This window comes from Pseudomonas sp. CFBP 13602 (genome assembly GCF_014842725.1).
In the GTDB taxonomy this organism is placed as follows: domain Bacteria; phylum Pseudomonadota; class Gammaproteobacteria; order Pseudomonadales; family Pseudomonadaceae; genus Aquipseudomonas; species Aquipseudomonas baltica.
The window spans coordinates 304,718-319,181 of sequence record NZ_JACYVT010000004.1 but is presented as its reverse complement, the minus strand read 5'-3'; the positions used below and the strand labels follow the sequence as shown (position 1 = coordinate 319,181).

Annotated in this window: 12 protein-coding genes; 2 read left to right on the top strand and 10 right to left on the bottom strand. The window is 63.6% G+C overall.

Features of this window, described 5'->3' with window-relative positions:
* Window positions 1-73: 73 nt before the first annotated feature.
* Window positions 74-964, top strand: a complete 891-nt coding sequence (locus IFU31_RS10330; protein WP_192102848.1) for an acyltransferase — start codon at window positions 74-76, stop codon at window positions 962-964.
* Here IFU31_RS10330 and IFU31_RS10325 read toward each other — a convergent pair whose 3' ends face one another.
* The 9 genes from IFU31_RS10325 to IFU31_RS10285 form a co-directional block, all read right to left on the bottom strand.
* Entirely contained in the window at window positions 965-1,537 is a 573-nt protein-coding gene (locus IFU31_RS10325) for a DUF2780 domain-containing protein (protein ID WP_122480429.1), read from the bottom strand. It abuts the gene before it with no gap.
* A 229-nt stretch (window positions 1,538-1,766) separates the two neighbouring features.
* On the bottom strand, window positions 1,767-2,966 hold the full coding sequence (fdhA, locus tag IFU31_RS10320; protein WP_192102847.1) for a formaldehyde dehydrogenase, glutathione-independent: 1,200 nt from the start codon (window positions 2,964-2,966) through the stop codon (window positions 1,767-1,769).
* Window positions 2,967-3,062: 96 nt separating this feature from the next.
* Window positions 3,063-3,920, bottom strand: a complete 858-nt coding sequence (gene purU, locus IFU31_RS10315; protein WP_192102846.1) for a formyltetrahydrofolate deformylase — start codon at window positions 3,918-3,920, stop codon at window positions 3,063-3,065.
* A gap of 142 nt (window positions 3,921-4,062) precedes the next feature.
* Entirely contained in the window at window positions 4,063-4,695 is a 633-nt protein-coding gene (locus IFU31_RS10310) for a sarcosine oxidase subunit gamma (protein WP_185794945.1), read from the bottom strand.
* 155 nt (window positions 4,696-4,850) lie between these two features.
* Complete coding sequence (locus IFU31_RS10305) at window positions 4,851-7,868, bottom strand: sarcosine oxidase subunit alpha (RefSeq protein WP_122480433.1); 3,018 nt, start codon at window positions 7,866-7,868, stop codon at window positions 4,851-4,853.
* Window positions 7,865-8,191: a sarcosine oxidase subunit delta gene (locus IFU31_RS10300; protein ID WP_122480434.1), complete on the bottom strand. Its 327-nt coding sequence runs from the start codon at window positions 8,189-8,191 to the stop codon at window positions 7,865-7,867. The genes IFU31_RS10305 and IFU31_RS10300 overlap by 4 nt, the downstream gene beginning before the upstream one ends.
* Window positions 8,192-8,205: 14 nt before the next feature.
* Complete coding sequence (locus tag IFU31_RS10295) at window positions 8,206-9,456, bottom strand: sarcosine oxidase subunit beta family protein (RefSeq protein ID WP_192055818.1); 1,251 nt, start codon at window positions 9,454-9,456, stop codon at window positions 8,206-8,208.
* 16 nt (window positions 9,457-9,472) lie between these two features.
* Complete coding sequence (gene glyA / locus IFU31_RS10290) at window positions 9,473-10,726, bottom strand: serine hydroxymethyltransferase (RefSeq protein ID WP_122480436.1); 1,254 nt, start codon at window positions 10,724-10,726, stop codon at window positions 9,473-9,475.
* A 161-nt stretch (window positions 10,727-10,887) separates the two neighbouring features.
* The gene (locus IFU31_RS10285) at window positions 10,888-11,598 is read right to left on the bottom strand and encodes a TraX family protein (RefSeq protein ID WP_192102845.1); all 711 of its coding nucleotides are present in this window, start codon (window positions 11,596-11,598) and stop codon (window positions 10,888-10,890) included.
* A gap of 212 nt (window positions 11,599-11,810) precedes the next feature.
* Here IFU31_RS10285 and IFU31_RS10280 point away from each other — a divergent pair, with 212 nt between their 5' ends.
* A complete protein-coding gene (locus tag IFU31_RS10280; RefSeq protein ID WP_122480438.1) occupies window positions 11,811-12,851 on the top strand; it encodes a threonine aldolase family protein in 1,041 nt (346 codons plus the stop codon).
* 177 nt (window positions 12,852-13,028) lie between these two features.
* On the opposite strand, the gene IFU31_RS10275 is transcribed toward IFU31_RS10280, so the two are convergent.
* Complete coding sequence (locus IFU31_RS10275) at window positions 13,029-14,447, bottom strand: FAD-dependent oxidoreductase (RefSeq protein ID WP_122480439.1); 1,419 nt, start codon at window positions 14,445-14,447, stop codon at window positions 13,029-13,031.
* Window positions 14,448-14,464: the final 17 nt, after the last annotated feature.

Below are 14,464 nucleotides of genomic sequence, written 5' to 3'. Positions count from 1 at the left end.
AACCCTCGGGCAGAATTGGTTACAGGCGCGCTTGTGCTTATCATTGCCTGCTTCATGAAGCCAGAGTAGCCCTATGCGCCGCCTTCTCACCGGCTGTCTTGCGACCGCCCTTCTGCTGCTCAATACGCTGGTGTTGATCGGCCCCTTGCTGGTGTTCGCCTTGGTCAAGCTGGTGGTGCGTGGTCGCTGGCGCGACCATGCCTCGGCGGCGGTCATGTGGATTGCCGAGACCTGGTCGGAGATCGACAAACTGATCTTCAAGGTCTGCACCCGTACCGAGTGGGATATTCGCGGAGCACGCGACTTGCGCAAGGGCACGTCCTACCTGGTGGTAAGCAATCACCAGTCGTGGATCGACATTGCCGCGTTGATCCAGGCACTCAATGGTCGCGCGCCGTTCTTCAAGTTCTTTCTGAAGAAGGAGCTGATCTGGGTACCGTTCCTGGGGCTGGCCTGGTGGGCGCTGGACTATCCGTTCATGAAGCGCTACAGCAAGGCGTTTCTGGACAAGCACCCACACCTCAAGGGCCAGGACCTGGAAATCACCAAGGCGGCGTGCGAGCTGTACAAGCGTCAGCCGGTGACCATCGTCAATTATCTGGAAGGGACTCGCTTCACCCAGGCCAAGCGCGAGCAGCAGGCCTCCCCTTTCCGCTATCTGCTCAAGCCCAAGGCAGGCGGCGTGGCCTTCGTACTGGCCGCGATGGGGCCGCAACTGGATCGCTTGCTGGACGTCACGGTGGTGTATCCGCGCGGGCGTACCCCTGGCTTCTGGAACCTGTTGTGCGGGGATGTGCGCAAGGTGATCGTGGATATCAAGTCGCGCAGCATCGATCCGGGCCTGATCGATGGCGATTATGAAAACGATGCGGTATTTCGGCTCAAGGTCCAGAACTGGGTCAACCAGCTATGGACCGAGAAAGACCAATTGATCGGCACATTGCGCACCGAATCGGGACGTTGATCAGCTGCCGGTGGCGCCCCAGATGCTGCCCAGGCTTTGCAGCAACGGGCCGCCGACACCCTGCTGGCCCAGGTACTGAAGAATGACTGGCGCGAACTGACCGACCATGCCGCTGTTCATGCCCAGCGCGCTGAAGGCGCTGTTCATGTCGCTGGTGGTTTTCACGTCGCCAAGGGCGTTGTTCAGTGCGCTGATGTTTTTCTGGTCGGACTTGCCGAGCAGGCCGCTCAGGCCTCCCAATCCACCCAAGGCGTTGTTGCCCGAAAGCTTGTCGATGCCGGGAACGGATTTGCTCAGTTGCGAATAGTCGGCGGTGCTGAGTTGATTCTTGGCCAGGCCCAGCATGGCGCCGGTGCCGCCGATGGCCTGGGTCGGAGTGATGTTCAGGGTCGAACCCAAGGTGTTCAGCAGGCCTGCGGCTTCCGGGGCTGCAGCGACGGCAGCGTTGTTGCCTTGCTTGCCGTTCTGCAGGGTGGAGGCGGCATTGACCGCGTCGTTCAGGTTGAAGGCGAAGGCGGGACTGGTGGCAACGGCCATCAGGGAAGCCAGGGCCATGGCGCGAGTGATGTTCATTGTGCAGCAACCTCGGGGACAGATAGACGGACCGTCGTCAAACGGCAGTTCGGTCCCATTATGTTCCTCGGGGGTGAAAATTGTGTAATGGCAAAGATGAAGCCACGTAGGAGCGGTCCGTGGCCGCGAAAGGCGCGCTGCGGTCGTGCAGATACACCGCGGTGGCCTCTTCGCGGCCGATGGCCGCTCCTACAGGGGAGTTGTATGCTCGTTGCAGGAGCGGGTCTGGTCAGGCGGCGCTGAACAGCTTGTGCGGGTCGATGACGAATTTCTTCGGTACGCCCGCGTCGAATTCGCCGTAGCCGCGCGGGGCCTCGTCCAGCGAGATGACTTCCACGCCGACGATATCGGCGATCTTGATGCGGTCCCACATGATGGCCTGCATCAGCTGCCGGTTGTACTTCATCACCGGAGTCTGGCCGGTATGGAAGCTGTGTGACTTGGCCCAACCCAGTCCGAAGCGAATGCTCAGGCTGCCCATCTTCGCCGCCGCGTCCACCGCGCCCGGATCTTCGGTAACGTACAGGCCGGGAATGCCGATCTTGCCTGCCACACGCACCACGCCCATCAATGAGTTGAGCACGGTAGCCGGTGCTTCTGCCTTGGCCCCGCTGTGACCGTGACCGCGTGCTTCGAAGCCTACCGCATCGACTGCGCAATCCACTTCCGGCTCGCCCAGCAAGGCGGCGATCTGCTCGTGCAACGGTGTGTCCTGGGACAGGTCGGCAATCTCGAAGCCCTGGGCCTTGGCATGCGCCAGACGTACCGGGTTGACGTCACCGATGATCACCACTGCCGCACCCAGCAGGCGCGCGGAAGCCGCGGCAGCAAGCCCGACAGGGCCTGCACCGGCCACGTAGACGGTACTGCCAGGGCCAACGCCTGCGGTCATGGCACCGTGATAGCCGGTCGGCAGAATGTCGGAGAGGCACGTCAGGTCGCGGATCTTCTCCATGGCGGCATCGCGGTCCGGCAGCTTCAGCAGGTTGAAGTCCGCATAGGGCACCAGCACGAACTCGGCCTGGCCACCGACCCAGTCGCCCATGTCGACGTAACCATAGGCGCCGCCGGGGCGCGCCGGGTTGACGGTCAGGCAGACGCCGGTGTTCTGCTCCTTGCAGGAGCGGCAGCGGCCGCAGGCGACGTTGAACGGTACCGAAACCAGATCGCCGACTTTCAGGTGTTCCACGTCGCGGCCGGCTTCGATGACTTCGCCCGTGATCTCATGGCCCAGCACCAGGCCGACCTGAGCGGTGGTACGGCCACGGACCATGTGCTGGTCGGAGCCGCAGATGTTGGTCGAGACCACGCGCAGGATCACGCCATGCTCGATGCGTTTGCCCCTGGGGTCCTGCAATTTGGGGAAATCGATATTCTGCACTTCGACTTTGCCGGAGCCCAGATACACCACTCCACGATTACCAGACATGCTTTCACCTCGCTGTTTGTTGTTTTTGAGCTTGGGTTTTGCGTGCTGCGGTCATGCGTTTGTTCGTGCGATGCCCTGACGCGGCTCGCGCCGCTGCTACAGAACTACCGTGCGGTTGGCGTTGAGGAACACGCGGCGCTCGATGTGGTAGCCGATGGCTCGGGCCAGGGTCAGGCATTCGATGTCGCGGCCCTTGGCGATGAGGTCTTCGGGGTAGTGACTGTGATCGACCACCTCTACACCCTGGGTGATGATCGGACCTTCGTCCAGATCGTTGTTGATGTAGTGCGCGGTTGCCCCGACCAGTTTGACGCCTTTGTTGTAGGCCTGATGATAGGGTTTGGCGCCCTTGAAACCAGGCAGCAACGAGTGATGGATGTTGATCGCCCACCCGTCCAGACGCCGACACAGCTCTGGCGACAACACCTGCATGTAGCGGGCGAGGATCACCAGTTCGGCGCCGGCCTGCTCGATCACCTGCAACACCTTGCGCTCCTGGGAGGGTTTGTCCTTGGGGTCGAGCGGAAAATGGTAATAGGGAATGTCGTGCCAGCGCGCCAGCGGCTCGAGGTCCGGGTGGTTGGAGATCACCGCGACCACGTCCATCGGCAACTGGCCGATGCGCTGGCGGTAGAGCAAGTCGTTGAGGCAGTGATCGGCCTTGGAAACCATGATCACCACCTTGAGCCGGTATTGCGGCGCGGTCAACTCGAAGATCATGCCGAAGCTGGCTCCGCGCTCGGCGAGGCCTTCGCGAAAGGCAACTTCATCGAAGCCGTCGGGCTGACGAAACTCGACCCTGATGAAGAAGCGCGACGACAGTCGGTCATCGAACGAGTGGTGCTCGGTGACATAGCAGCCCTGCTCGAACAGGTAGCGCGTAACCGCATCCACCGTGCCCAATACGCTGGGGCAATCGGCGGTGAGGATCCAGGTGTCAGGGGCGCGGCTCATGGGTAGTCCTTGGTGTCGAGGTCGAAACAACTGTAGGAGCGGTCATCGGCCGCGAACGGCGCACGGTGATATGTCCGATGCACCGCGGCGCCTGGTTCGCGGTCGATGACCACTCCCACAGGGCTGTGCAATCCCTGCACTGTCAGGCCTGGATGCTCAGCCCATACTCGGCCGAGGCATCCTGCAACCACAGCCACCAGTAATCGGCGAAGCTGCGGCGGATCAACAGCTCCCAGGTGTCCTCTTCGGTGCGGCGGATCACCAGCTGAGACTTGGCGAACACCGTACCCACCGCCTTGCCTACCGGAAAATTGTTCGGGTGCACATCGTAGCTCGTGGACTTCATCAGCACGTCGCGCACATTCGGCCCGCTCAGTTCGATCAGCGACTGGCCGCCGCTGACGTTGACCACCGCGACATGCAGCCCGGCCAGCGCTTCGCGCAGGCGTTGCTCGGTGGCCAGTTCCTCGCCACCGGGAACGATCAGCAGCCACTCGTCCGGGCCCAGCCACTGCAGCGACGTGTCGCCGCTGCTGACCAGGCTCAAGGCGCCGGGCAATTCCAGGCCGGTTGCCTTGTGCACGGCGCCGGCAAAGATCGGGTCATGGCCGTCGCCGCGCAGGGTCAGGTGACCCAGCAGCTTTTTCTCGCGCAGGGTCACACCGGCGCCCTGGCGACCCTTGCCCACCAGGCTGGCGAGGTCGGCATGGTGGAGCGGGTCTTCGGCCTTGGCGCCCGAAGCGGGGCGTTGCTGGTATACGTTGACTGTGGTCATTTTGCTGCACCTGTCAGTGAATGCTGTTCAAGCCTGGAAGAAGGTGGTGAGCTCCCGCAGGAGCGGTCATCGGCCGCGAAGGGCTTGCTGCGGTAGGCCTGGCACGCCGCAGCGTGCCTTTCGCGGCCACTGGCCGCTCCTACAGGCGCCTTGTGCTAGATGTTCTGCCGCTCGCCCTTCGGATCGAAGAACACCGAGGAGACGATTTCGGCTTCGATCACGCTGCCATCGGCCTGCGGCGAGAACACCCGTTCGCCCATGCGCTTGAGACCGCCCTTGACCACACCCATCGCGAACGAATAACCCAGCGAGTTGCTGGCATAGCTCGACGTTACGTGGCCGACCATGCTCATGGGGATCGCCTGCTTGGGGTCGAACACCAGCTGGGCACCCTCGGGCAACCACTTGTTCGGATCGACCGGCTTGAGGCCGACCAGTTGTTTGCGCTCGTGGCGCACGGTGTCTTCGCGGTTCATGCCGCGCCAGCCGATCCACGAGAAGGGCTTGGTCCGCCCGACACACCAGCCCATGTTCAGGTCGTCGGGGGTCATTGACCCGTCGGTGTCCTGGCCGACGATGATGAAGCCCTTCTCGGCACGCAGCACGTGCATGGTTTCTGTGCCGTAGGGGGTCAGGTTGTACTGCTTGCCGGCCTCGATGATCTTCTCCAGCACGCCCATGGCGTAGTCGGCCTGGACGTTGACCTCGTACGACAGCTCGCCGGTGAAGGAGATGCGGAACACGCGCGCCGGCACACCCCCCACCTGCCCTTCTTTCCAGGTCATGAAGCCGAAAGCGTCCTTGTCCAGGTCGATGTCGGTCACTTCACTGAGCAGCTTGCGGCTGTTGGGGCCGGACAGGGTCAGGGTCGCCCAATGGTCGGTGACCGAAGTGAAGTAGACCTTCAGGTCTGGCCATTCGGTCTGCTGGTAGATTTCCAGCCATTGCAGGACCCGCGCGGCACCGCCGGTGGTGGTGGTCATCAGGAAGTGGTTGTCGGCCAGACAGGCGGTGACACCGTCGTCGAAGACCATCCCGTCTTCCTTGCACATCAGGCCGTAGCGTGCCTTGCCCACGTCCAGCTTGGTCCAGGCGTTGGTGTAGATGCGGTTGAGGAATTCGCGGGCGTCCGGGCCCTGGATGTCGATCTTGCCCAGGGTCGAGGCGTCCAGCAGACCGACGCTGTCGCGCACTGCCTTGCACTCGCGGGCGACGGCAGCATGGATGTCCTCGCCACGCTTGGGGAAGTACCAGGGGCGCTTCCATTGGCCGACGTCTTCGAACTCGGCACCGTTCTTCACATGCCAGGCATGCAGCGCGGTGAAACGCACCGGCTCGAACAGGTGGCCACAGTGACGCCCGGCCACCGCACCGAAGGTGATCGGCGTGTAATTGGGGCGGAACATGGTCGTGCCCATTTCCGGAATGGTGACGTTCAGCGAACGGGCGGCGATAGCCAGGCCGTTGACGTTGCCCAGCTTGCCCTGGTCGGTGCCGAAGCCCAGCGCGGTGTAGCGCTTGACGTGCTCGACCGACTCGAAACCCTCGCGGGTAGCCAGTTCGATGGCGGCCGCAGTGACGTCGTTCTGCAGGTCGACGAATTGCTTCGGCGCGCGCGCCGTGTCTTTGTCGTGGGGCACCTGGAACAGCGCCAGGGTCGGCTCTTCGACGCGGGTCAAGACATTGGGCAAGGTGCCTTCGACGACGCCGAAGCCTGTTTCCGAGGCCGCTCGGGCACCGCCTTCGAAACCGTCGGCCATGGCATCGGCCAAGGCATACACGCCGTTCACGCCGCCGACGCACAGGCGTTTCTGCGGTGCTTCGCCCGGCACGAAGCCGAGGATGTCCTCACGCCAGACGGGCTTGCCGCCCAGGTGCGAGGCCAGATGCACCACCGGGCTGTAACCGCCCGAGCTGCCGACCAGGTCGCAATCGAGCCATTCGCCGGGGCTGACTACCCTGTGCGCCTTGACGTCGATGGCAGCGACGCGGGCAGCGGTGACATGCTTGCTGCCGCGAGCTTCGATCACCGCGCTCGCGGTGAGGATGCGAATACCCTTGGCCCGTGCTTCCTCGACCAGCGCGCCGCGCGGGTTGTGGCGGGCATCGGCCACGGCGACCACCTTGAGGCCGGCGTCGTGCCAGTCCAGGGCTACGCGGTAGGCGTGGTCGTTGTTGGTCGACAGCACCAGTTTCTTGCCCGGTGCCACGCCGTAGCGACGTACATAGGTAGAGATGGCGCCGGCCAGCATGTTACCCGGCACGTCGTTGTTGCCGTACACCAGGGGCCGCTCGTGGGTACCGGTTGCCAGCACCACGCGCCCGGCGCGAACCCGGTGCATGCGTTGGCGGACCTGGCCCATCGGCGCACGGTCGCCAAGGTGATCGGTGAGGCGCTGGTGAATGGTCAGGAAATTATGGTCGTGGTAGCCGTTGACCGTGGCGCGGGGCAACAGCACCACTTCAGGCATGCCTGCAAGCTCGCTGATCACTGCGGCGACCCATTCGCCGGCAGGCTTGCCATCGAGGCTTTCACGGGTGTCGAGCAGCGAGCCGCCGAACTCTTCCTGCTCGTCGGCCAGGATCACCCGGGCGCCACTGCGTGCGGCGGCCAGGGCAGCGGCAAGGCCGGCAGGGCCGGCGCCGACCACCAGCACGTCGCAGGTGCGGCTCATGTAGTCGTAGGAATCCGGGTCCACTTCGGTCGGCGAACGACCCAGGCCGGCAGCCTTGCGGATGTACTTCTCGTAGGTCATCCAGAAGGACTGCGGGTACATGAAGGTCTTGTAGTAGAACCCCGGCGGCATCAGCTTGCCGCCGACCTTGCCGAGGATACCCATCATGTCGGTATTGACGTTCGGCCAGCCGTTGGTGCTGGTGGCAACCAGGCCCTGGTACAGCGCCTGCTGGGTCGCCCGCACGTTGGGGATCTGAGTGGCTTCGGTGGCGCCGATCTGCAGCACCGCGTTGGGCTCCTCGGCACCGGCTGCGACGATGCCGCGCGGACGCGAATACTTGAAGCTGCGGCCGATCACGTCGACGCCATTGGCCAGCAGGGCCGAGGCCAGGGTGTCGCCTTCATAGCCGATGTAGGTCGTGCCATTGAAGGTGAAGGTCAGCTTCTTGCTGCGCTCCAGACGTCCGCCGGTGGAGAGGCGATTGACCTGGCTCATGGCTTGTCTCCCGAGGCGATCTGCGGCGCCTCATCAATGGTCTTTTCGACGAACTGCGGCTGGCTGCCGATGCGATAGGTTTCCAGGATCTCGTAGGTCACCGTGTTGCGGGTCGCATTGAAATACTGGCGGCAACCGGCGGCATGGATCCACAGCTCGTGCTGCAGGCCGCGCGGGTTGTTGCGGAAGAACATGTACTCGCCCCATTGCGCGTCGGTGCACGCACCCGGGTCGAGCGGGCGGGCAATGTGCGCCTGGCCCGAGCAGTGGAATTCTTCTTCGCTGCGCAGCTCGCCACAGTGTGGACAGAAGATGTTGAGCATGGTGGTTTCTCCTGTCAGTGGGCGACGGCGGCGGCGCCGTGTTCGTCGATCAACGCGCCGTTGTGGAAGCGCTCGATGGAAAACGGCTTGGCCAGCGGGTGCATCTCGCCCGTGGCCAGGCTGGCCGCGAACACATGGCCCGAGCCCGGCGTGGCCTTGAAGCCACCGGTGCCCCAGCCGCAATTGAAGAACATGTTCGGCACCGGGGTCTTGGAGATGATCGGGCAGGCGTCCGGCGTGGTGTCGACGATGCCGCCCCACTGGCGGTTCATGCGCACCCGCGAGAGCACCGGGAACATCTCGACGATGGCCTGCAGGGTGTGTTCGATGATCGGGTACGAACCGCGCTGGCCGTAGCCGACCCAGCTGTCGATACCGGCACCGATCACCAGGTCGCCCTTGTCCGACTGGCTGATGTAACCATGGACGGCGTTGGACATGATCACGCTGTCGATGATGGGCTTGATCGGCTCGGACACCAGCGCCTGCAGCGGATGGGATTCGACCGGCAGGCGGAAACCGGCCAGCTTGGCCATGTGCCCGGAGTTGCCGGCGGTAACCACACCGACGCGCTTGGCACCGATGAAACCCTTGTTGGTTTCGACACCGATGCACACGCCGTTTTCCTTGCGAAAGCCGGTCACTTCGGTCTGCTGGATCAGGTCCACGCCCAGGGCATCGGCGGCGCGGGCATAGCCCCAGGCCACGGCGTCGTGACGGGCCACGCCGCCACGGCGCTGGACGGTGGCGCCGATGATCGGGTAACGGGTGTTCCTGGTGCAGTCCAGGTAGGGGATCTCTTCGGCCACCTGCTTGTTGTTCAACAGCTCGCCGTCCACGCCGTTGAGGCGGTTGGCGCTGACGCGGCGTTCGGAGTCGCGCATGTCCTGCAGGGTGTGGCACAGGTTGTACACCCCGCGCTGGGAAAACATCACGTTGTAGTTGATGTCCTGTGACAAGCCTTCCCACAGTTTCATGGCATGTTCGTACAGGTGGGCCGACTCATCCCACAGGTAGTTGGAGCGCACGATGGTGGTGTTGCGCGCGGTATTGCCGCCACCCAGCCAGCCCTTCTCGACCACGGCCACATTGGTGATGCCGTGGACCTTGGCCAGGTAATAGGCGGTCGCCAGGCCGTGCCCGCCGCCGCCGACGATGACGACGTCGTAGACCTTCTTGGGGGTCGGTGTGCGCCACATGCGCTGCCAGTTTTCGTGGTGGCTGAGCGAGTGCTTGAAAAGGCCGAAGCCAGAATAACGTTGCATGGTGTTCACTCCACTCTCAGCGGTAGACCGGGAAGTCGCTGCACAGGGCCGTCACGTGACGGGCCACGTTGGCCTCGACGTCGGCATCGCCCAAATTGTCGAGGATGTCGCAGATCCAGCCGGCCAGATCAAGGCACTGGGCTACTTTGAAACCACGGCTGGTGACCGCTGGGGTACCGATGCGCAGGCCCGAGGTCACGAACGGTGACTGCGGGTCATTCGGCACGGCGTTCTTGTTCACGGTGATGTGCGCACGGCCCAGGGCGGCGTCGGCGTCTTTGCCGGTGAGGCCCTGGCGAATCAGGCTGACCAGGAACAGGTGGTTGTCGGTACCGCCGGAAACCACGTCGAAGCCACGCTCGATGAACACGCCGGCCATGGCCTGGGCGTTGTCGATGACCTGCTGCTGGTAGGTCTTGAACTCGGGCTCCAGCGCTTCCTTGAAGCACACCGCCTTGGCAGCGATCACATGCATCAGCGGGCCGCCCTGGCCGCCGGGGAATACCGCGGCGTTGAATTTCTTTTCCAGGGCTTCGTTGGCACGGGCCAGGATCAGCCCGCCACGCGGACCGCGCAGGGTCTTGTGGGTGGTGGTGGTGACCACGTCGGCGAACGGGATCGGGTTGGGGTACAGGCCAGCGGCAACCAGCCCGGCAACGTGGGCCATGTCGACGAACAGGTAGGCTCCGACCTTGTCGGCGATTTCACGGAAGCGAGGGAAGTCGAGGGTCTTGGAGTAGGCCGAAAAGCCGGCAATGATCATCTTCGGCTGGTGCTCGACCGCCAGGCGCTCGACTTCGTCGTAGTCGATCAGGCCGGTGTCGGTGTCGATGCCGTACTGCACGGCGTTGTAGAGCTTGCCGGAGAAGCTGACCTTGGCACCGTGGGTCAGGTGACCGCCATGGGCCAGGCTCATGCCCAAGACCGTATCGCCGGCCTGCAACAGTGCCAGGTAGACCGCGGCGTTGGCCTGGGAACCCGAGTGCGGCTGGACGTTGGCATAGTCGGCACCGAACAGTTGCTTGGCGCGATCGATGGCCAGTTGCTCGACCTTGTCCACGTGCTCGCAGCCACCGTAGTAGCGCTTGCCCGGATAGCCTTCGGCGTACTTGTTGGTGAGGCCGCTGCCCTGGGCTTCCATCACGCGCTTGCTGGTGTAGTTTTCCGAGGCGATCAGTTCGATGTGGTCTTCCTGACGCTGGTCCTCGGCGTTCATGGCAGCCAGCAGGACGTCGTCATAACCTTGGATCTGATCTTGTTTGCTGAACATCGCGGTCTCCCCAGCGGCGGCGTGGCGCCTGGCATGTTGGACGAAGGCGACCGGCAACGGCTGCCCCCTTTGATTGCGATGGTAGGGCCGGCGCGATCCGACCAAATGCCTGCGCGCGCCTTGCAGAGGTTCGTTTACGACATGGCGCGATCAGGCCAGCGTCAGAGTGCCCGCAACAGCAGGCGCAGGCCCAGCAGGGCGAGGAAATGCAGGGGGTAGATGGCGTACGCCCAACGGCGCATGGGGACAACTGCCTTGTGTATCCCGACGCGCAGCACCAGCAGGCCCAGCCCTGGTGCCAGCAGACAGGCAACGATGCCGCCGATTGCCGGCCAGTAGAAGTGCCGCGCGGATTCGAACAGGTTGGCCCAAGCGTTGGCGGCCAGGCACAGCACGCCCAGGGGCAACGCCCAGTACAGCGGGCGCTGCCAGGCCAGGACAAACCCCAATGGCAGCAGCACGCCCGCCAGACCGAACATCAGCTGGTGGTCGAACAACGCCGCCACGGCAACCACCGCGCAGCCAAGTGCGGCCATGGCGGGTTGTCGACGTTGCTGCCAGGCCTTGGCGACGATCAAGCCCAGAGCGAGGGTGGGCAGCACGTTGAGAGTGTCGGCCGGGTAGACGAACAGGCGGTAGGGGATTTCCGACAGAGCGGCGAAGCTCAGCAACCAGGCCAGGTAGCGGCCGCCCAGGGGAGCCTCAGGGCGGCGCGTCAGGTTGGCGGCAATCGCCAGGCAGAACCAGGGGAAAGCCAGGCGGCCCGGCACGTAGAGAAAGTCCAGCGACCAGCCGACATAGCGCAGGTGGTCGAGGACCATGCACAGCATGGCCAGCCATTTGAGCAGATCCAGTGCATGATTTCGGGTCATCCGAGAAAAAGCTCCAGTTTATGGGTTGTCATACCGGCCTCTTCGCGGCCACAGACCGCTCCCACGCGAGCCTCACACAGCCCAGGAGCTGGCCGCATGGACGACACGTTTCCCGTAGGAGCGGCCAGTGGCCGCGAAGAGGCCCGCCTAGACGACACATCTTTCACAGTTGGTTTACAGTGCCCCCCATACTTAACACCAAGGACCCGCCCATGAACGACCAAACCCAACAGTTCGCCAGCGACAATTATTCGGGCATCTGCTCCGAGGCCTGGGCGGCCATGGAGCAGGCCAACCAGGGCCATCAGCGTGCCTATGGCGACGATCAGTGGACCGCACGCGCCGCCGATGAATTCCGCCGCCTGTTCGAAACCGACTGTGAAGTGTTTTTCGCCTTCAACGGCACTGCGGCCAACTCCCTGGCCCTGTCGTCGCTGTGCCAGAGCTACCACAGCGTCATCTGCTCGGAAACCGCGCACGTCGAAACCGATGAGTGCGGTGCTCCGGAATTCTTCTCCAACGGTTCCAAACTGCTGACAGCACGCACCGAGCTGGGCAAGCTGACCCCTCAGGCCATTCGCGAAGTCGCGCTCAAGCGCCAGGACATCCACTACCCCAAGCCGCGCGTGGTCACCCTGACCCAGGCCACCGAAGTCGGCAGCGTGTACCGCCCCGAAGAACTCAAGGCCATCAGCGCCACCTGCAAGGAACTGAACCTGAACCTGCACATGGATGGCGCGCGCTTTGCCAACGCCTGTGCGTTTCTGGGCTGTACACCGGCCGAGCTGACCTGGAAAGCGGGAGTGGATGTGTTGTGCTTCGGCGGCACCAAGAACGGCATGGCCGTGGGCGAGGCCATTCTGTTCTTCAACCACCGGCTGGCCGAAGATTTCGACTATCGCTGCAAGCAGGCGGGGCAGCTGGCGTCGAAGATGCGTTTCCTGTCGGCGCCTTGGGTGGGGCTGCTGGAGAACGATGCCTGGCTCAAGCATGCGGGGCACGCCAACCATTGCGCGCAACTGCTCAAGGCGTTGGTCGAGGGTATACCGGGGGTGGAGTTGATGTTTCCAGTAGAGGCCAACGGGGTGTTTCTGCAGATGCCGGAACCGGCCCTGGAAGCCCTGCGCGCCAAGGGCTGGCGCTTCTACACCTTCATCGGCAGCGGCGGCGCTCGCTTCATGTGCTCATGGGACACCGAGGAAGCCCGCGTGCGCGAGCTGGCCCGCGACATTCAGGCCGTAATGGCCGCCTGAGCACCGGGTCGTCCCGTTCGCGGCCACGGACCGCTCCTACATCTCGCTCATGCCACCGCAGTTCCACCGTAGGAGCGGTCATCGGCCGCGAAGGGTGCGCTGCGGTATGGCTGAACACCCCGCGGTGCGCTTTTCGCGGCCGATGACCGCTCCTAGCTCACCACCGCTTAGCCTGACTCAGACTTCCAGGTAATCCAGGATCCCTTCGGCAGCGTTGCGGCCTTCGAAGATGGCGGTCACCACCAGGTCCGAACCGCGGACCATGTCGCCGCCAGCGAAGATCTTCGGGTTGCTGGTCTGGTGCTTGAACCGACCCTGCTCCGGCGCCACCACGCGGCCCTGGCTGTCGGTCTGGATGCTGTGGTCCTGGAACCACGCCGCCGGGCTTGGGCGGAAACCGAAAGCGATGACCACGGCATCGGCCGGGATGATCTCCTCGGAACCCGGAATCGGCTCGGGGCTGCGACGGCCACGGGCATCGGGTTCGCCCAGACGGGTTTCGACCACCTTCACCCCTTCGACCTTGTCTTCACCGACGATGGCGATCGGCTGGCGGTTGTAGAGGAATCTGACCCCCTCTTCCTTGGCGTTCTTCACCTCTTTGCGCGAGCCCGGCATGTTCGCCTCGTCACGCCGATAGGCACAGGTCACCGCCTTGGCACCCTGGCGAATGGAGGTACGGTTGCAGTCCATCGCCGTATCGCCACCGCCCAGCACCACGACCTTCTTGCCCTTCATGTCGACAAAATCTTCCGGCGACTTTTCAAAGCCCAGGTTGCGGTTGACGTTGGCGATCAGGAAATCCAGGGCGTCATGCACGCCAGGCAGGTCTTCACCGGGGAAGCCGCCCTTCATGTAGGTGTAGGTGCCCATGCCCATGAACACCGCATCGTATTCCTGCAGCAACTGCTCGACGCTGATGTCCTTGCCCACCTCGGTGTTCAGGCGGAACTCGATGCCCATGCCGGTGAAGACTTCGCGCCGATTGCTCAACACGCTCTTCTCCAGCTTGAACTCGGGGATACCGAAGGTCAGCAGACCGCCGATTTCCGGGTTCTTGTCGAACACCACCGGAGTCACGCCACCGCGCACCAGCACATCGGCGCAGCCCAGACCGGCCGGGCCGGCGCCGATGATGGCGACGCGCTTGCCGGTCGGCTTGACCTTGGACATGTCCGGGCGCCAGCCCATGGCGAACGCGGTGTCGGTGATGTACTTCTCCACCGAACCGATGGTCACCGCGCCGAAGCCGTCATTGAGGGTGCAGGCACCCTCGCACAGACGATCCTGCGGGCACACCCGGCCGCACACTTCAGGCAGGGTGTTGGTCTGGTGCGACAGCTCGGCGGCGGCGAGGATGTTGCCCTCGGCCACCAGTTTCAACCAGTTGGGAATGAAGTTGTGCACCGGGCACTTCCACTCGCAGTACGGGTTGCCACAGCCCAGGCAGCGGTGGGCCTGGTCGGCCGACTGCGCGGGTTTGAAGGGCTCGTAGATCTCCACGAACTCTTTCTTGCGTTGACGCAACAGTTTCTTCTTCGGATCTTTGCGCCCGACCTCGATGAACTGGAAGTCATTACTCAGACGTTCAGCCATTGTTAAAACCTCATCAA